Raw genomic sequence first — 17,902 nt, 5'->3', positions numbered from 1 at the left:
CCTCTGATGCTCAAGACACGCTCGTTTTGCACTAAAATGGTGCAATAAAAAAGCAATTTATCTAACGCACCATTATTGGGCCGCATGACGCACCGATTTGGACAAGCGCTGCCCTCATCCACTCAAAGGCCTGCCCCACCTCTGGGGCCATGCCTTTGACCCCAAGCTCAATGTGGCGTCCATGCACCGGGTGATCCACGCTGGGCAAACTGAACACGCGAACACCGGCGAAGCGCTGCTCCAGCTCCACCATCATCGGCGTCAACACGGACTCGGCCATGGCATAGACGATGACAGAGTGCTCAACTTGCTGCGACTGCCCATGCAGATCGGCGTGCAACTCGTCCAGCACCCAGGCCATCATGGGCCACGCCATGACGGGAAAGCCGGGCAAGAAATGAACGCGGCTTTCGATCGAGAAACCAGGGATCTGGTTGTAGGGATTGGGGATGATGGTGGCGCCTTGCGGAAAGCGTCCCATGTCCAGACGGCGAAGGGTATCGGGGTGATCGGGCAAAAACGGCGTGCCTTCTTTCTCGGCCATGGCCTTGCTGCGCGCCAGGATCAACTCGCGCGCCTCGGGGTGCAGCGTCAGGTCTCGGCCCCAGGCCGCACCGGCACAGGCCCGGGTGTGGTCGTCCGGGGTAGCGCCAATGCCGCCGAACGAGAACACCACGTCGCTGCCGCTCAAGGCATGGCGCAGCTCGGCGGTGATGTGCTCGGGCTCATCGCCCACGTAGCGGGCCCAGGACAAACGCAAACCTCGCTCTTTGAGCAGCTCGATGGCCTTGACCAGGTGCTTGTCTTCGCGGCGCCCGCTGAGGATTTCGTCGCCAATGATGATGATGCCGATCATGCCGGGTCCAGGATAACGAGTTGAGGCGTGGGGCTGGCCGAGCGCAAGTCACGCAAGGCGGCCAGCAAATAGTGGCTGAACCACAGCGACGAAAAAGCAAACACCAGCGTGTACACCCACACCGAGGCCACGATGAGCAAGGGGGCCACGACCACGGAGATCGCCCCAAGCACCGCCCACAAAGCCGTGGGTGCCGCACCGAGGTAGCCCGACACCACGCCCATGATGAGCAAAGGCACGCGGTGATCCTGAAGCAGGGTGACGCGCTCTTGCACGGTGGCATGGCCTGCCAGCGCATCGAAGGCCATGACGCGGTAGGTGAGCCAACCCCAGATGAGGGGCGGCAGGATGAGCCCGAACGGTGGAATGAGCCACAGCGGCAAGCTGACCACCATCACCAGCACGGCGATCAAGGTGGCGCCCAATGACCACGACAGGGAAGTCCACCAGGGCGCCTCGTGGCGCACCTCCAGCCCGGCGAAACGCCGCTGAACCACCAACCGAACGAGCGCGGGCATCATGAGGGTGGCCACCAGCAGCAGCGACAACACCACCAGCAAGGGCACGGCCAGCACCACCACGATCAAGGGCGCGATGACAGCCCGCAAGCCTGAAGCCCCCACGGTGTCCAGCCAATCCATCAGCGTCTGGCTGATGGCCCAGCTGTGCAGACCCTGAAGCACGCCAGCCACGGCGTCCTCCCAGTAAAAGTGAGCCAGGCCCACTGACAGCACAGCCGCTGCCAGCAAAGGCAGCAAGGACAGCCAGATCACACGGGGATGAAGGCAGTAGGCCGCGGCACGCCAGAAAGCATCGATCGTCTTTTGCATGACGACAGGATACCCAAGGTCGGGTTCAGCTGCCCTGGACCAGTCTTTTCAAGCCCAACCATTGCTGGGCCCAGAAGCCACGCCCGTAGTCCTTGCCGCCAAATTCAGGCAGTTGATCGCGCACGCCCGTGGGCTCCATGGCCAGGCCCGGACGCGTGTCGATGCGGGCGGTGCCAAAGAGGATGTCCCACACCGGGAACAGCACGGCGAAGTTGCAGCCGCCCAAGGTGCCGGGAGTCGGCCCCTCATGCCCTATCCCAATGCCATGGTGGATGCGGTGAAAACGCGGGCTGACCAGCAGGCGTTCGCCCAGCCAGCCAAAGGTGAGGCGCGCATTGGCATGGGCCAGGCTTTCCATCAACTGCGTGAAGGCCACCACGGCAATGAACTGCCCCGGTGGCACGCCAATGGCACGGGCCGTGAAGGCGATGATGGTGTCCCGGATCAGGTCATCGAGCAAGTGGTTGCGGTTGTCGCTCCACATCGTCATCTGGCGCTGGCTGTGGTGCAGCGAATGCAGTGCCCACCAGCGGCCCAGGCCATGCTGCCCCCGGTGGATCCAGTAATCCACCAGGTCAAACACCAGCAGGTACAAGATGAAACTGGCCAGGGCGGTGTCGGTCACGCCGGGCCACCAGCCTTGCATCAGCGCGTCCAGCTGAATGCCGTCGATGCCGTGCACGCGGGCCGAGCCGAAAACCTCGTCCAGCAGGGGCTCAACGGAGAAAAACATCAGCAGCCTGAACAGGCCCAGCCGGTGGATGAAGGTGTAGACCATGTCCACCCGCACGGCCATGCGGTCGTGCAAGGGCTCGACCGGGCGCCACCGTTGCAGGGGCGCCAGCAGGCAAAGCATCACCAGCAACTGGATGAGGCCGACCATCAGCCAGCCGGTGGCCTCGTAAGCGTCCTCCAGCAGATTGCCCATGCCCAGGCCATACACCGCAGGCTGCACCACCGTTTCGAACAGCCATTGCTGTACGTTGCCAAAGGCATCGCTCAAGCCGGAGATGATGTCGAGGTCGATCATGGCAAACGCCTCAACGGGGGGCGGTGCCCACCTGCGCGTACGCGGGGTGGTCGCGCAAGGTGGCAAAGCACAAGCCCTTGGCCTTGAGGCCGGTGATCAAGGGCTCCAGCACGGCAGGCGCCCAAGGGTCTTGACGGGACCAGATGCCCAAGTGCATGAGCAAGATGTCGCCACTGCGCACATCGCGCAAGGCGCGATCGAGCAAAACCTGGTTAGGGTAGCGATCGCTGGACAATTCATCGCCGAGGAAACCAGCCGGCGCCCACGGCACGTGCTGCCAGCCGCAGGCCTTGGCGGCGCTGAGCAAGGCTGGCGAGGTCTTGCCGCCCGGGGCCCGGAACAAGGCCCGCATGGGCCGCCCGGTCATGGCCTGGAAGCGGCGGGCAGGCTTGGCCAACTCCTCACAATAGTCAGCTTGGCTGAGCTGGAGTTTCTGACCAGTGCGGGGGCCAGCCGTGGCTTGCAAGACAAAGCCTTTGGGCTTGTCGGCGCGCCAGATCAGGTGATCCCAGGTGTGCGAACCAAAGTCATGGCCATCGGCGGCCAGGGCCTTCCACCAGGGAGCCCATTGGTCATCCAGGGTGGTGCCGGCAGCCTTGTCGCCCACCGCCTGGGTTCGCTCATTGGCCAGGAAGAATGTGGCCTTGACGTGCTGGCGTTTGAGCACGTCAACGATCAAAGGCGCCACGCCCATGTGGCCGGTGTCGATCGTGAGGTAGACCGGCTTGGCGCACGTCCCGTCGGCAAAAGCCGTCGCGCAGCCCAGGGTGGTCATCAAGACCGCGAGGGCACGGAGCAAGCGCATGCTGGCCACCTCAACGCATGGGCGCGTGGTCCAGCGTCCACACGCCGTGGGGTGAGCGGCCTACCTTCACTTGCCGCACCACTTTCTTGGCAACGGTGTCGATGAAGGTGACTTTCCGGGCCCAGCGCGAGGTCACCAGGATCGTTTTGGTGTCGGCGGACAAGTCCATGCAATCTGGGCCGCCCGGTGCCGGGTAGGTGTCCACCACCGTGAGCGTCTGCATGTCGATGCGGCTGATGGTGTTGGCCGCCCGGTTGCTCAGCAGCACATGGCGCTTGTCGCCCCAGGCGCGGAAAGCGTGGGCGCCCGCGCCAGTGACCAGGCGCTTGACCAGCACCGGCTTGGCGCCGCTGACGTCATAGACCTCGGCATAGGTGTCACCCGTCAGGCCGATCAGAATGCGCATGTCATCGGGGGTGATGAAGATGTCGGCGGGCATCTTGCCCACCGGCACCTTCCAACGCGGCGTTTGCGTGGCCAGGTCGATGGCAATCAGCTCGTCACTGTCCTGCATGGTCGAATAGACCACGGTGCTTTTGCTGTCGATGTTGAGGTGGCTGGGTGTTTTGCCAGTGGGCACACGTTTGGCCAGGGTCAGGTCAAAACCACCACCGACCCGCATGGTCACGCGGTAGATGTCCACGTGGTTGAGGCGGTTGGCCGTGGTCACGAACCACTTCATGTCGGGCGAAAAGCGCAACTGGTAGGGATCGGCGATGTTCTCGATCACGCGCTGGACTTCACCGGTCTTGGGGTCAATCAAGGTCAGCGAGTCGCTCAAGGCGTTGGCCACGATCAAGGATTTTTCGTCAGGAGACAAATACAGGTGGTGCGGCTCCTTGCCGGTGGGCACGCGCCGGACCTCCTTGAAGCTCACCGGGTCGATGATGCTGATGGTGGCATCCAGCGAATTGAGGGCAAAAATGGGCGCGGCGCCAGCGTTGGAGACGCACAGCGTCAGCAGCAAGGCGGCGGCGTGAAGCCACCGCGGTGCGCATTGATTGAAAAACTTCGTCAATTGGATCACCTGGGGTCAAGGCGGGCAGTGTACGCGCCGCATTCACTGCCCACTCGAGACAATTAGTCGTCGCTTCCGCCCAATACCGAGCCCAGCAGGCCGCCAGCGCCGAAGCCACCCAGCAAAGAGCCTTCTTCGCGGCCGCCACCACCACGGTTTTGCGGCGCGGCGGCAAAGATGCGAGAAGCCAGACGAGAAAACGGCAGGCTTTGCAGCCAAACCTGCCCGGGGCCGCTCACCTTGGCCAGGAACAGGCCTTCGCCGCCAAACAAGGCCGTCTTGATCTTGCCCACGTACTGGATGTCGAAATCGACATCGCTGGTGTAGGCCACCACGCAACCCGTGTCGATCAGCAGGGTCTCGCCGGGCTTGAGGTCGCGGCGAACCACGGTGCCCCCCGCATGGACAAACGCCAAGCCATCGCCTTCCAGCTTTTGCATGATGAAACCTTCACCACCAAAGAATCCGGTGCCCAGTTTCTTTTGCAATGCGATGCCCAGCGACACGCCGCGCGCAGCGCACAGGAAGGAATCCTTCTGGCAAATCAACCTGCCACCCAGCTGGCTCAAGTCCATGGGCAAAATCTTGCCTGGATATGGAGCGGCAAACGCAACGCGTTTCTTGCCGGAACCCTGGTTGGTGAAAATGGTGGTGAACAAGGATTCACCCGTGATCAAGCGCTTGCCAGCGCCCAGCAGCTTGCCGAACAGGCCGCCGGACTGGTTGCCAGAGCCATCGCCAAAGATGGTGTCCATCTCGATGCCCGCGTCCATGAACATCATGCTGCCGGCCTCGCCGATGGCAGCCTCGCCGGGGTCGAGCTCCACCTCGACAAACTGCATCTCCGCGCCCTTGATCTCGAAATCCACCACATCCATGGCCATGACTTGTCTCCTGTTCCGTTAAATACACGATCTTTACCCGCTTGCCCCCCCGCAAATGGCGGGCGCTTGGGGGAAACTAAGGGCACCACAAGCACCCAAAAGTGTTTCATGATCGGGGCTGTCGCGCCCTTCAGATTGTCGCCCAAAGCCACCCGCGCCACGCGCATGATCAGCGTTCATCGATGTTCCACCTAGAGCCCCTCCACACCCCCACCCTGGCCTTGGTCCTGGGCCTGGTCCTGTTCACCGCCTCGGGCATCATGACCCTGGTCGGCCTGACTCAGCGCACCTACCGCGGCTACTGGTGGTGGACGGTGGCGCAGTGGGGCAACACCATCAGTGCGGCGTCCTTGCTCTTCAAGGATGCGCACCCCATCATGCTGGCCGTGTCGGTCCTGTTGTCACTGCAATGGCCCCTGACCATGCTGGGTGGCATGCGGCGCTTCTACGTGCGCAGCAACCTGCCCACCGAGCCGTGGGTCGACTATTTCCTGCTGTTCATCGGCTTCTCCGGCTGGCTGTGGGTTTGGCAGGCCAATCCGGATGACGTGGGCTCTCGCGTGGCGGTGTTCAGCCTGGTCAACATCTGCGGCTACCTGTATTGCGCCTGGATCGTGAGTTGCATCCGCGATTGGCGGCAAAGCGTCTACCTCAAGGTCATCCTCTTGTTCCTGCTGGGCGGCGCGATCTTCCAGGTGCCCCGCATGCTGACGGGCATCGCCTCGTGGGGCATGGTCGTCAACGACCCAAGCCTGATCCAGTTGCCCTCGTCCATGCTGGGACTGGTGATCGGCGTGATGTTCTCGGTCTACATGTGCCTGCTGCTGACTTACGAACGCACCGAACACGACCTGCGCGAATCACACCGGCAACTGCGCGTGCTGGCCGATTTCGACATGCTCACCCAGGTGCCCAACCGCCGCCACTTCAACGAGATCGCCAGCCAGACCATGCGCCTGTGCGCGCCCGGCAGCGCCTCGTTGATGCTGTTCGACATCGACCACTTCAAGCAGATCAACGACGAGTTCGGGCATGGCGCGGGCGATGAAGCCCTCAAGCTGGTGGCCGGTGGCGCGCGCAAGATGCTGCGCAGCCGGGATCTGCTGGGCCGCATCGGTGGCGATGAGTTCATCGCCCTGCTGCCCGAGACCAGCGTGAACGACGCCTTGCATGTGGCCGACCGCATGGTGCGCCACGTCGACACCGAACGCCATGCCTTGCAGCAGGCCCCCTTGAGCCTGAGTTTCGGCGTGGTGCAGATCATGCCGGGCGAGTCCCTGCCCGAAGCCACCCACCGCGCTGACCAAGCCTTGTTCGAAGCGAAACGCCAAGGCCGCAGCCGCGCGGTGGCCGCCGAAGACGCCGATGGCGAAGCCGTGTTCACCAGCACGCGTCCCTTCGGGATGAGCACGCACTGAGACGCTGATAAGGCGCGACAATCCCGCCATGCAGCAATTTGACGTGGTGGTGATCGGCGCAGGCGCGGCCGGTCTGTTTTGCGCCGGCATCGCCGGGCAACGGGGGCTCAAGGTCCTGGTGATCGACCATGCCGAGAAAGTGGCCGAGAAAATCCGCATCTCGGGGGGCGGCCGGAGCAACTTCACCAACAAGGATGTGACGCCCGCCAACTTCCTGAGCGAGAACCCTCACTTCTGCCGCTCGGCCCTCGCGGGCTACACACCGCAGGATTTCATCGCGCTGGTGGACCGCCACGGCATCCCTTGGCACGAGAAGCACAAAGGCCAGTTGTTCTGCGATCGGCGTGCCGACGACCTCATCCAGATGTTGCTGAAGGAATGTGAAGCCGGTGGCGTGGTGCGTTGGCAGCCTTGCGGGGTCAAGCAAGTACGGCCCATCCAGGGCGGCGCTGGCCAGCGCTTTGAGCTGGACACCGACCAGGGCACGGTGCAAGCACACCAGGTGGTCATTGCCACCGGAGGCTTGTCGATCCCCAAAATTGGCGCCACGGACTTTGGCCAGAAGTTGGCGCAGCAATTGGGCCACACCATCGTGGCGCTGCGGCCGGCGCTGGTACCCCTGACTTTTGACGCGGCTGAGTGGGCGCCCTGGTCGGCCTTGTCAGGCATCGCCTTGCCGGTGGATGTGTCGGTGAGCATGGAATCGACCGGCAAACGCAAGCAGACCAGCAGCGTGCATTTTCTGGAAGACCTGTTGCTCACTCACCGCGGGCTCAGCGGCCCGGCCGTGCTGCAGATCTCCAGCTATTGGCGGCCCGGCCAGGCCTTGACCATCGACATCGCACCGCAGGGCAGCCTGGCCGATGCGCTGAAACAAGCCAAGACCGGCTCCCGCAAGCAGCTGTCGTCGGCCTGGGCGCAGGCCCTGCCCGAAGGCGTGCCGCAGCGCCTGGCCCAAACTTGGCTGGAGCAAGCCGCCATCGCCCTGCCCGCCTTGCGCCCCGACGCCCCACTGGCAGAGATGAAAGACCGCGACCTGGACGCCCTGGGGGCCTCAGCCAATGCGTGGACCATCACACCCAAGGGCACCGAAGGCTACGCCAAGGCCGAGGTGACCGCCGGTGGCGTGAACACGCAAGAGCTGAGCTCACAAACCATGGAGAGCAAGAAGGTGCCCGGCCTGCACTTCATCGGCGAGGTGGTGGACGTGACCGGCTGGCTGGGCGGCTACAACTTTCAATGGGCCTGGGCCAGCGCCGCCGCCTGCGCCCGCAGCTTGGTAAGATCCCATCCATGAGCTCCACACACTTCGGTTTCGAGACGGTTGACGAATCACAAAAAGCCCAGCGCGTGCGCGGGGTTTTCGATTCGGTGGCCAACAAGTACGACGTCATGAACGACCTGATGTCGATGGGCATGCACCGTTTGTGGAAGGCCTACACCATCGCAGCCAGTGGCGCCAAAGAGGGCCACAAGGTGCTGGACATCGCGGGGGGCACAGGCGACCTGGCACAGGCCTTTGCCAAGCGCGTGGGCGCGTCGGGCACCGTGGTGCACACCGACATCAACGAGGCCATGCTCAGCACCGGCCGCGATCGCCTGCACAACGAAGGCGTGGTCCTGCCCACCACCATCTGCGACGCTGAAAAGCTGCCCTTCCCCACCGGCACCTTCGACATCGTCAGCGTGGCCTTCGGCCTGCGCAACATGACCCACAAGGACCTGGCCCTGGCCGAGATGTGCCGGGTGCTCAAGCCGGGTGGCCGCTTGCTGGTGTTGGAGTTTTCAAAAGTGGCCAAGCCACTGGAAAAAGCCTACGACTGGTATTCATTCAACGTGTTGCCCAAGCTGGGACAACTGGTGGCAGGCGATGGTGCCAGCTACAAGTACCTGGCCGAATCCATCCGCATGCACCCCGACCAAGCCACGCTCAAGGGCCTGATGAAGACCGCCGGCTTTGGCCACGTGGATGTGCACAACATGACGGGCGGCGTGGTGGCCCTCCACATGGGCATCAAGTGCTGAACCGGCCTTTCAGCGTGACGACAAGCCCAGCAAATCAGCCTTGAGGTCTTTGTCCGAGACCTTCTCGCCAATCCAGATTTTCAGCAGCCCCTGGTAGAAGTCTTCGCCAGGGATGTCCTTGCCCAATGGCTGGCCGCCCAGAACAATGTGCGCCCCGGAGCCAGGCAGGTAATCCAGTTGGATCACATCGCCTTTCTTGGCGTCACCGGCCGACATCAGCGTGGCGTGCAGGTCGTCCAGGCGTGACTGCAAGGCCACCAGTTCGCGTGGGCTGAGGTTGGCCACCATGCCCTTGACCAGCGCTTCCGACAAATCACGGCCCCGCACATCCCTGAGCATGGTGATGTGGATGCTTTTGGGCCCGGGCTGGGCCAGCACCGCGCCGGGGTTGCGATCACGCCCGGGCAGGTACAGCGCCACGGCGTAGACCTTCAAGATGAGCTTGGTGCGCAAGCCAGCGCCATTGAGCACCAGCGATTGGCCCGCCACTTCGCAACGGTCGTCAAACGTGACACCCGCCACCACTTGAGCCGCACTCGCCAACGATGGCAGCGTGGCTGCCCCCAACAGGCCCAGGGCCAACACCATCGAACCAACTGCCTTCATCACGATCTTTGACACCCCAAAAAATGGCCGCACCAATGCAACAGGGTTAATGTTACATCGCAAATGCAACACTGCAACGCTATCATCCTATTTACTGCACCCCGTTACCTTGCAATGACTGCCTCTTCTGCCAACCATTCACGGTCTCGCCGCCGCCCCACCGACACGTCGGACATGACGGTAGAGGACTTGGCCAACCAGACCGGCGTGAGTGTTCGCAACATCCGGGCTTACCAAACCGCGGGCTTGTTGCCCTCGCCCCGCCTGCAGGGACGCCTGGGCTTGTACGGGCAAGAGCACCTGGGCAAGCTGGAATTGATCCGCGACCTGCGTCAGCAGGGTTTCGGGCTGGAGGCCATTGGCGGCATGCTCGCCAACACCCCGGATGGCGCCTGGTCCGAATACTCGCTGGTCACCCACCTGTTTTCCAAGAGCTTCTTCACCGTAGAGCCTTCTCAGCGCAAGGCCATGGCCGAGATGGCGGCGCATTGGGGCGCCACCGCCAGCCCGGCGCAGAAAGAGCGCCTGGCCAAGAATGGTCTGTACCGGCCGGTCGAGGGCGACGAGGTCGAGATGCTCAGCCCGTCGCTGGAGCGCATTGGCATCCAACTGGCCGAGCTGGGCGTGTCATTGGACACGGTGCTGGACTTGCAGGACGACCTGATCAGGCACACGCGCGCGATTGCCAAGACCTACGTCGAGCAGCTGTTCCTGGACCTGATCCAGACGATGACCAAGGACAACAAGACGCCAGGCTCTGACGCCCCGACCACCATCGACGCGCGGCAAATCGCGCAACTGCATGCGGTGTTCGAACGCCTGCGGCCGTTGGCCATTGGCTCCATCTCGGCGGCTTTCCCGGTGGTGCTTCAGCAGGAGTTCGACAACGGGATCAAGAAGCGGCTTAAGGCCGGCGGCAAAAAACGCTGACGGTCATCACTTCACTTCAGCGCAAACTGCACGCGCGTGGTTGGGCCCTTGTCGTCGGGCAGCTGGTCGGTGCCGACCTTGGAGGCCGTCAGCAGCACCCGCTCGGGCGACAGCTTCGTGGCCAGGTAAGCCTTGACCCGATCGCCACGCCGATTCGCCAAGGTCAGCAAACTGGCCTGGTCCACAGGGGCGGCGGCTTTCAGCAACGCTTCCATCTCGGGCGCTGGCAAGGTCTTGGCCAAGCCGACCAGGTTGCGGGGCTTCTTGATGTCGGCGGCTTTGTAGGCAGCGGCCAGCCACTTGTCGCGCTCGTCGGGGTCGATGGTGACGGATCCAAATGACTGCTCGGTGGCCTTGGCTTTGGCCTGGCGCATCAGGCGCACCACGTGGCGCTGGCGCAGGCCTTCCTCGTCGAAAGCGGGATCAGCACGGCCGGTCGCCTCCAGCTTGACGGTTGGGCGGTCGGTCAGCTTGGTGACCAAGGTGTCCAGGCGTTGCCGAGCTGTGTCGCTCAGGTCGTCATCACCGGGCTCGAAGGGCACGAAACCCAGCTCGTCCTGGCCGCCACCCATCAGCAATGAAAATGGCGCGCTCACGGCCTTGGTCAACAGGTTGACAACCACGCGCCAGATGATGCTGCCCACCGAAAACTGCGGATCGTCCAGCGACCCCGAGACCGGCAGGCTGACGTCGATCTCGCCACGGCTGTTCTTGAGCAGCGACACGGCGAACTGCACGGGCAGGCTGGTGGCATCTGGGCTGTCGACCTTGTCGCCAAAGGTGAGTTGGTCCAGGAAGATCTGGTTCTCGGCCTCGAGTTTGCCGTTGTCGACCTTGTAGTGCACGGTCACTGACAGCGTGCCTTTCTCGATCGCATAGCCGGCATAGCGACCGGCGTATGGCGTCAGGCGCGTCAGCTCGATGCCTTTGGCCGAGCCCTGGATGTCGGTGTACAGGCGCGGGCCCAGCGGGTGCAATTGCCCGGTGATCAACAAAGGGGCGCTGTCGTCCACCGCGCCCGAGATCTTGACGGTGGCGGGCTCGGGCTTGGACGAGGCCACGGCCGACACATCGCCCTCCACCTGCGTGAGGCGGGCCGAGTAGTTCGGCTTGATGAAGTTGTCGGTGAAGTCGATGCGGCCTTTGCTCAACTTGATGCCCTGCCAGCGCAGGTTCATGCCGGCCAGGGCGGGCGAAGCTGGTGCAGGCGCGCTGGCCGCCGCCGATGCAGCCACAGGTGGCGCCACTGGCGGGCTGGCTTGTGGCGTGGTCAGCGATTGGGCTTGGGTGCCCGCTTCGTGCTTGACCAGATCCGACAGGTTGAGCTTGCCCGTGGGGTTGATGATGAGTCGGCCGTAGAAGTCATTGAGCGCGATGCGGCCCAGGTCGGCATTGAGCGCGCCGGCCTTCCAGTTCACATCCAGCCCATCCAGTGCCAATGACCGCCAACGTAAAAAATCGGCCTGGTTGACGCTGTCTTGCGTGCGCAAGTCCGTCAGGGCGAGGCGACCTTGGTAGCGGGCATTGACGGCCTGGGGATCCTTGCCAGGCGAGGCCTCCAGGCTGAGCTTGCCGTTGACGTTGGTCTTGGCCGACACCAAGGTGAGGTTGAGGTAAGGCGCGATGTAGGACTGAAAGGCTTTCAGATCCAGGCCGGCGATGGCCAGTTGGGCATTCACCCGCAACGGCTGCACACGCACGTCGCCTGTCAGCTTGACGCGGCCATTGCTCTGGCCCAAACCATCCAGGTCAAAACCCATGACCTGGGTGAGATCACTGGACAGGTTCTTCAAGCCCAGGTCGACCTGGTGCAGCGACATCCGGGCGACGGGCGTCACCGCTTGGTCGTCGACCTGGACCTTGCATTGCTTGCAGCGCAACTCGCCCACGTTGACCAAGGTGGTGGCCTGCGCCGTGGCAGGCTGGGCGGGTGCGTGGCTGGTGGTGACAGGTGCAGGCTGCATCACCCAGTGACCCTGCGGGTCACGTGTGGCTTGCGCGTCCAGCTTGTCAATCGTCACTGTGGCCAGGCTCAATGACTGCAGCCCGCTGGAGGGTGAAGCGAACCCCACGCGCGCCTCCAGGCCTTGCATATCCAGGGCCGCCAGATCGACATGGTCCGTGGCTTTGGGCTTGGTGGCCCGGGTCTTGATGCTCGTCAACTGCACCTGGCCTTGGGACAAGCTCAAGGTCTGCGCATTGGCTTGCAGCTCGGCCTTCAAGGCCAACTCGCCTGACAAGACCTGCAGGGGCAAAGGCACTGTCTTGCCCAGGGCGACCAGCCAAGGCACGGGTTGAAGCTTGCTGACCGACACCGTCAAGGTCGCTTGCGGCAGCATGGGTGTCACCACGCCCTTGACCTGGACCTGCCCACCATGAGCGTCTGTGGCCGCCAGCACGAGGACCGCCGGCGCGGCCTTGTTGTTCGAGTTCAGGCCATCAATGCTCAAGGTCACGGGGCCAAGCTTCGGCAAAGCGCCACCGCCTGGGGCTTCGGCCTGAAGGCTCGTGGCGGCCAGGCGAACCTTGTCCACCGACCACGACCACGGCTGCTCGTCTGGACTGGCAGCTGGGGCGGCTTTATCAGGCGCCGGCTTGGATGCCGCGGCCGGCCGGTCTTTCGCCTCGACCTGCAAGCCGGCGAGTGCCACATTGCCGATCTTCAACTGGCGAGCCAGCGGTGACGCGTCAATGCCTTCGATGTCCAACGCTGACCACCGCCCCTGCACGCCCCCAGCAGGCCAGTCCAGGTCGATGCCCGACACCTTCAAGCCCCCCCGGATGGTCAAGATGGCCGCCGCGGGCGGCTTGCGCTCCTCAAAACTCACGGTCAGGTGGGTGTCCAGCCGGCCCTTGGCAACGCTCACCATCACCGATGGCGGCATGAAGGGCTTGGCTGCCAGCATCCAATGAGCCACGTCCACGTCGCGCCAATTCAGGTCGAGCGTGGACCGCAAACCTTCGCTGAACGGCAAAGTGCGGCCACTCACACGCAGCGGGCTGCCGTCCACGCGCGCTTCCAGCAAGGGCTGCACATCCACCGAAATGAAGCTGGGCAGGTTGGAGACAAAAGGCACGCCCATGTTGAGCGCCTCGATGCGGTGCTCTTGCTTCAGCACGTGGTCCGAATAACGCACCAGCCCATTGTTGATGCGGATGTTGTAGACGGCAAAGCGCGCAGGGTCTTTGGCCGGCTGCGACGGCCCCGATTGCAGCCGCTTGACGATGTCGGTGAAATTGAAGTGGTCAGCGGATTGGCGCTCGACCCACACCTGCGGCTGGTCCAAGGTGATGCGCCGCACGACAGGCGCCAGGCGCCAGATGGATTCGAGCGAGAGCTGGGCCTGAGCAGCCGCCAATTGCATCAACTCGGCCTTGGGCGGGCCCACTTTCAGGTCTTTCAAAGACACGGTGAGTGTCCAAGGCTGAATGCTCAACTCCGCCAACGTGACGGGCGTACCCAAAGTTTCAGCGGCCGCCGACTCGACCTGACCTTTGACCCAGCGGGGCAACCACCAACCCAGGAGCACCGTCCAGACCAGCGCGAACACTGCCAAACCGATGAGAACCTTCACGGCCCCATTTTTTTGGTGCAACGAGGCGGGGGTCTTGACTGGCGTGCTGGACATGGCGTGAGGGCGATAGAGAACATGGGGAATATAAGCCGAAGGCCCTGCCCCGTCGCATCGCCGGCGCCCCTTGCCCAGGTCAAAGCGAGCGGCACGACCTGATCTGCTTCAACTGCTCGGCACGCGCCGTCAATAGCGCCGCCACACAAGCCTCGCTCGAGGCCGGGGCCTTCCTGCAAGCAATCGACGCCGACGCCTTCCACTCAGACACGCGGGTGTTGATGGCGACCTCGCAGGTGGGGAGTCGGCGGATGGTGAGCTCAGCGGTGGAGTCCAGCAAACGGCCGGCCACCGCCGGGTCGCTCGTGGCCGGCTCTCGCGCAGGCCGCGCGGGGCTGGCGCAGGCCAATCCTGCGACTGTGGCCAGCACCGAGCACGAGGCGGCCAACAGCGCCGCGCCAAGCTTACAAAACGCCATGCTCGATCTGCTCCAGGTAGATGAAGTCGGGCGCCTTCACGCCCGCTTTTTTCCTGATCTCGACCAGTTCCGGTGATTCGAAAAAACGCCGCGCGTTGGCCAGCGACGACCACTGCGAGAAATGCACGATGTTGTTGGCATCGGTGTCATGGCGCAGCAGTTGATAGCTGATTTCGCCGGCGTCTTTTCGAATCTGCGCCGCCTGGTCGAAAATGGCTTTCCAGGCGGGGTAGCTTTCAACTTCGTGGATGATCAAGACGTGCGGCATGTGGACTCTCAGGCTTTGTACATCCGCATCATATTTCGGCAGGAAAGCTTTCACCTCATGCCGGCCACCCTTGCTCAATGCGCTTTTGAGATCATCATTCCACCATGCCCCTGAAGCCCGACGACCTGAACCACATCGCCACGACCACGCTTGCCCACTACAACCAGCAGGCCGAGCAGTTCTGGCAAGGCACGCGCGACCACGACGTTGGACAGAACATCGACGCTTTGCTGAAGCACATCCAGGGACACGCGCCTTTCAGCATCCTGGACTTTGGCTGCGGCCCTGGACGAGACCTCAAAACTTTCGCCGATCTGGGTCACCGCCCCGTCGGACTGGAAGGTGCCGAACGCTTCGCCGAGATGGCACGCTCTTACAGCGGCTGCGAGGTGCTGCAACAAAGTTTCCTGGCACTGGACCTGCCGCCTGAGCGTTTTGACGGCGTGTTCGCCAATGCTTCGCTCTTCCATGTGCCCCAGCAGGAACTGCCCCGGGTGCTCAAGCAATTGCACGGCACGCTCAAACCAGGCGGCGTGCTGTTCAGCTCCAATCCGCGGGGCCAAGGCCAGGAAGGCTGGAGTGGTGGCCGCTATGGTGCTTATCACGACCTGCCCGCTTGGCGCGAGCACCTGACGGCAGTCGGCTTCACCGAGTTAACCCATTACTACCGTCCCGAGGGCCTGCCGCGCGAACAGCAGCCCTGGCTGGCCAGCGTGTGGCGCAAGACCGGACCATGATGATGCAACGCCACCCCCAAAAGCAACGCGGTGCGGTTGACGGCTTCCTCGTTGGCATGATCGCCGCCGTGTTGCTGGCCTCCTTGCTGCCCCAACTGGGCAAGACTGGGGGCACGCTGCACCTGGACCAGGTGGGCAATGTCGGCATTTTCATCGTGTTCTTCCTGCACGGCATGGGCTTGTCGACCGACAGCCTCAAGCAGGGCGCCTCGCGCTGGCGGCTTCATCTGGTGGTGCAGGTTTGCACGTTCGTGGCCTTTCCGTTGTGGTGGTGGTTGCTGAGCCTGGGCCTGGGCCCTTACATCCCGCACGATCTGCTGCTGGGGTTTTTCTACCTGGCGGTGCTGCCGTCCACGGTGTCATCCTCGGTCACCATGACGGGGCTGGCGCGGGGCAATGTGGCCGCCGCGATCTTGAACGCCACCTTGTCGACCTTGCTGGGTGTGTTTTTGACACCCTTGCTGGCCAGCTTGGTGTTTGGCGGCCACACCGGCACCGGCCAGGGCATGGACCTGGGCGACACGATGCTCAAGGTGGCGCGCATGTTGTTGTTGCCCTTCGTGCTGGGCCAGTTGCTGCGGCCCTGGCTGGGCAATTTCTTCAAAAGCATCAAGTCCAAGACCACGCTGGTGGACAAGGGCGTGATCCTGCTGCTGGTGTGGTGTTCGTTCAGCGATTCGGTGGCCGATGGCTTGTGGAGCAAGCATGGCCTGAGCCTGATCGCCATCACGCTGGTGGGTGCGGCCTTGTTCCTCTTCCCGATGCTGTGGTTCACCCAGCGCGTGGCCAAGATCATGGGCTTTCCGGTTGAGGACGAGATCGTGGCGGTGTTCTGCGGTTCGAAGAAAACACTGGCTTCGGGGGTGCCCATGGCGCGCTTGCTGTTCGGTGGCGACCCGGCCCTGGGCGTGCTGGTGCTGCCCATCATGTTCTACCACCAGCTTCAGTTGTTCGTGTGCTCGCTGATGGCGCGCAAGTATGCGGCGCGCGCACAGACCCAGCAAGGGTAGTCGCAGAACAAAGCCTCCACTCATCTCTGTGGGATCTACGTACTGCGCAAGCAGGTGCAGATCGGCATACTTCCTCGTGATCCCGCGGCGTCCACCAGGAGATGAGCATGCCCAAAAAACCCCTCTACAAGTCGCTGTATTTTCAGGTCATCACGGCCATCGTGATCGGTGTGCTGCTGGGCCATTACTACCCTGCCGCCGGCGAAGCCATGAAGCCGCTGGGTGATGGCTTCATCAAGCTCATCAAGATGATCATTGCCCCGATCATCTTCTGCACGGTGGTGGTCGGCATCGCCGGCATGGAAGACATGAAGAAGGTCGGCAAAACCGGTGGCCTGGCCCTGCTGTATTTCGAAGTGGTCAGCACCATCTCGCTGATCATTGGCCTGGTGATCGTCAACCTGGTGAAGCCGGGGGCGGGCATGAACATCGATGTCGCCTCGCTGGACACCAAGGGCATCGCCGCCTACACCGGCCCGGGCAAGATGCAGACCACCACCGACTTCCTGCTCAACATCATCCCCTCGACGGTGTTCGATGCCTTTGCCAAGGGCGAGATCCTGCAGGTGCTGCTGTTCGCCGTGCTGTTCGGGTTCGCACTGCACAAGTTCGGTGGCCGTGGCACGCTGGTGTTCGATTTCATCGAGAAGTCATCGCACGTGCTGTTCAGCATCGTCGGCATGATCATGAAGCTGGCCCCCATCGGTGCATTCGGCGCCATGGCCTTCACCATCGGCAAGTACGGCGCAGGCTCGCTGGTGTCACTGGGCAAGCTGATGGGCACCTTCTACGTCACCTGCCTGATCTTCGTGTTTGTGGTCTTGGGCATCATCACCTGGCTCAACGGCTTCTCGATCTGGAAGTTCGTCAAGTACATCAAGGAGGAACTGCTGATCGTGCTGGGCACGTCCTCTTCAGAATCGGTGCTGCCGCGCATGATGGTCAAGATGGAGAACCTGGGCGCCCGCAAGTCGGTGGTCGGGCTGGTGATCCCCACAGGCTATTCCTTCAACCTGGATGGCACCTCGATCTACCTCACGATGGCCGCGGTCTTCATCGCGCAAGCCACCAACACGGACATGACCCTGACCCAGCAAATCACCCTGCTGGCGGTGCTCTTGCTCACGTCCAAGGGCGCGGCGGGCGTCACTGGCAGTGGCTTCATCGTGCTGGCGGCCACCTTGTCGGCCGTGGGGCATGTGCCGGTCGCGGGCCTGGCGCTGATCCTGGGCATCGACCGCTTCATGTCAGAGGCACGCGCGCTGACCAACCTGGTGGGCAATGGCGTGGCCACGATCGTGGTGGCCAACATGACCGGTGACCTGGACAAAGCCCAACTGCACCGTCAGTTGAACAACGAAACAGCCGTTGACGCGCAAGAGCCGGAAGCCGTGCTCGACCGCGTCGAGCAACGCATGCCGGTCTGATCGGAGGGCCT

Annotated in this window: 17 protein-coding genes; 7 read left to right on the top strand and 10 right to left on the bottom strand. The window is 63.0% G+C overall.

Annotation, left to right across the window (positions count from 1 at the left end; translation table 11 throughout):
- Positions 1-61: 61 nt before the first annotated feature.
- The 6 genes from LQ232_RS21010 to LQ232_RS20985 all read right to left on the bottom strand — a co-directional run bounded on the left by LQ232_RS21010 (position 62) and on the right by LQ232_RS20985 (position 5,423).
- Entirely contained in the window at positions 62-856 is a 795-nt protein-coding gene (locus tag LQ232_RS21010; RefSeq protein ID WP_230182325.1) for a molybdopterin-binding protein, read from the bottom strand.
- The gene (locus tag LQ232_RS21005; protein ID WP_230182324.1) at positions 853-1,686 is read right to left on the bottom strand and encodes an EI24 domain-containing protein; all 834 of its coding nucleotides are present in this window, start codon (positions 1,684-1,686) and stop codon (positions 853-855) included. The genes LQ232_RS21010 and LQ232_RS21005 overlap by 4 nt, the downstream gene beginning before the upstream one ends.
- Before the next feature lie 25 nt (positions 1,687-1,711).
- Complete coding sequence (locus tag LQ232_RS21000) at positions 1,712-2,716, bottom strand: sterol desaturase family protein (protein WP_230182323.1); 1,005 nt, start codon at positions 2,714-2,716, stop codon at positions 1,712-1,714.
- A 10-nt stretch (positions 2,717-2,726) separates the two neighbouring features.
- Positions 2,727-3,521, bottom strand: a complete 795-nt coding sequence (locus LQ232_RS20995; protein ID WP_371820340.1) for a polysaccharide deacetylase family protein — start codon at positions 3,519-3,521, stop codon at positions 2,727-2,729.
- A 10-nt stretch (positions 3,522-3,531) separates the two neighbouring features.
- The gene (locus LQ232_RS20990) at positions 3,532-4,488 is read right to left on the bottom strand and encodes a YncE family protein (RefSeq protein WP_230182403.1); all 957 of its coding nucleotides are present in this window, start codon (positions 4,486-4,488) and stop codon (positions 3,532-3,534) included.
- A gap of 113 nt (positions 4,489-4,601) precedes the next feature.
- Complete coding sequence (locus LQ232_RS20985; protein WP_230182322.1) at positions 4,602-5,423, bottom strand: TIGR00266 family protein; 822 nt, start codon at positions 5,421-5,423, stop codon at positions 4,602-4,604.
- Positions 5,424-5,605: 182 nt separating this feature from the next.
- Between LQ232_RS20985 and LQ232_RS20980 the strand changes: the two genes are divergently transcribed.
- From LQ232_RS20980 to ubiE, 3 genes are read left to right on the top strand one after another with little or no spacing between them, the layout of a single operon-like run.
- Positions 5,606-6,841, top strand: a complete 1,236-nt coding sequence (locus LQ232_RS20980; RefSeq protein WP_230182321.1) for a GGDEF domain-containing protein — start codon at positions 5,606-5,608, stop codon at positions 6,839-6,841.
- A 28-nt stretch (positions 6,842-6,869) separates the two neighbouring features.
- Complete coding sequence (locus tag LQ232_RS20975) at positions 6,870-8,138, top strand: NAD(P)/FAD-dependent oxidoreductase (RefSeq protein WP_230182320.1); 1,269 nt, start codon at positions 6,870-6,872, stop codon at positions 8,136-8,138.
- Positions 8,135-8,866, top strand: a complete 732-nt coding sequence (ubiE, locus tag LQ232_RS20970; protein ID WP_230182319.1) for a bifunctional demethylmenaquinone methyltransferase/2-methoxy-6-polyprenyl-1,4-benzoquinol methylase UbiE — start codon at positions 8,135-8,137, stop codon at positions 8,864-8,866. Before LQ232_RS20975 ends, ubiE begins: the two co-directional genes overlap by 4 nt.
- 9 nt (positions 8,867-8,875) lie before the next feature.
- Here ubiE and LQ232_RS20965 read toward each other — a convergent pair whose 3' ends face one another.
- On the bottom strand, positions 8,876-9,472 hold the full coding sequence (locus LQ232_RS20965; RefSeq protein WP_230182318.1) for a chalcone isomerase family protein: 597 nt from the start codon (positions 9,470-9,472) through the stop codon (positions 8,876-8,878).
- Positions 9,473-9,586: 114 nt separating this feature from the next.
- Between LQ232_RS20965 and LQ232_RS20960 the strand changes: the two genes are divergently transcribed.
- On the top strand, positions 9,587-10,402 hold the full coding sequence (locus tag LQ232_RS20960; protein WP_230182317.1) for a MerR family transcriptional regulator: 816 nt from the start codon (positions 9,587-9,589) through the stop codon (positions 10,400-10,402).
- An 11-nt stretch (positions 10,403-10,413) separates the two neighbouring features.
- On the opposite strand, the gene LQ232_RS20955 is transcribed toward LQ232_RS20960, so the two are convergent.
- From LQ232_RS20955 to LQ232_RS20945, 3 genes are all read right to left on the bottom strand, one after another.
- Positions 10,414-13,977 (bottom strand): DUF748 domain-containing protein, encoded by a 3,564-nt coding sequence (locus tag LQ232_RS20955; RefSeq protein ID WP_230182316.1) that lies wholly within the window; start codon positions 13,975-13,977, stop codon positions 10,414-10,416.
- 133 nt (positions 13,978-14,110) lie between these two features.
- Entirely contained in the window at positions 14,111-14,449 is a 339-nt protein-coding gene (locus LQ232_RS20950) for a hypothetical protein (protein ID WP_230182315.1), read from the bottom strand.
- The gene (locus LQ232_RS20945; RefSeq protein WP_230182314.1) at positions 14,436-14,717 is read right to left on the bottom strand and encodes an antibiotic biosynthesis monooxygenase; all 282 of its coding nucleotides are present in this window, start codon (positions 14,715-14,717) and stop codon (positions 14,436-14,438) included. The genes LQ232_RS20950 and LQ232_RS20945 overlap by 14 nt, the downstream gene beginning before the upstream one ends.
- A gap of 104 nt (positions 14,718-14,821) precedes the next feature.
- Between LQ232_RS20945 and LQ232_RS20940 the strand changes: the two genes are divergently transcribed.
- From LQ232_RS20940 to LQ232_RS20930, 3 genes are all read left to right on the top strand, one after another.
- The gene (locus LQ232_RS20940; protein ID WP_230182313.1) at positions 14,822-15,454 is read left to right on the top strand and encodes a bifunctional 2-polyprenyl-6-hydroxyphenol methylase/3-demethylubiquinol 3-O-methyltransferase UbiG; all 633 of its coding nucleotides are present in this window, start codon (positions 14,822-14,824) and stop codon (positions 15,452-15,454) included.
- A complete protein-coding gene (locus LQ232_RS20935; RefSeq protein WP_230182312.1) occupies positions 15,451-16,464 on the top strand; it encodes a bile acid:sodium symporter family protein in 1,014 nt (337 codons plus the stop codon). Before LQ232_RS20940 ends, LQ232_RS20935 begins: the two co-directional genes overlap by 4 nt.
- 101 nt (positions 16,465-16,565) lie before the next feature.
- Positions 16,566-17,891 carry a dicarboxylate/amino acid:cation symporter gene (locus LQ232_RS20930; RefSeq protein WP_305878756.1) on the top strand — a complete coding sequence of 442 codons (1,326 nt, stop codon included), beginning with the start codon at positions 16,566-16,568 and terminating at the stop codon, positions 17,889-17,891.
- Positions 17,892-17,902 lie beyond the last annotated feature (11 nt).

It is taken from the genome of Aquabacterium sp. CECT 9606, assembly GCF_918741295.1.
Classification (GTDB): Bacteria; Pseudomonadota; Gammaproteobacteria; order Burkholderiales; family Burkholderiaceae_C; genus Aquabacterium.
The sequence above is the reverse complement of the archived record's forward strand: the minus strand, read 5'-3'. Positions and strand labels throughout refer to the sequence as shown.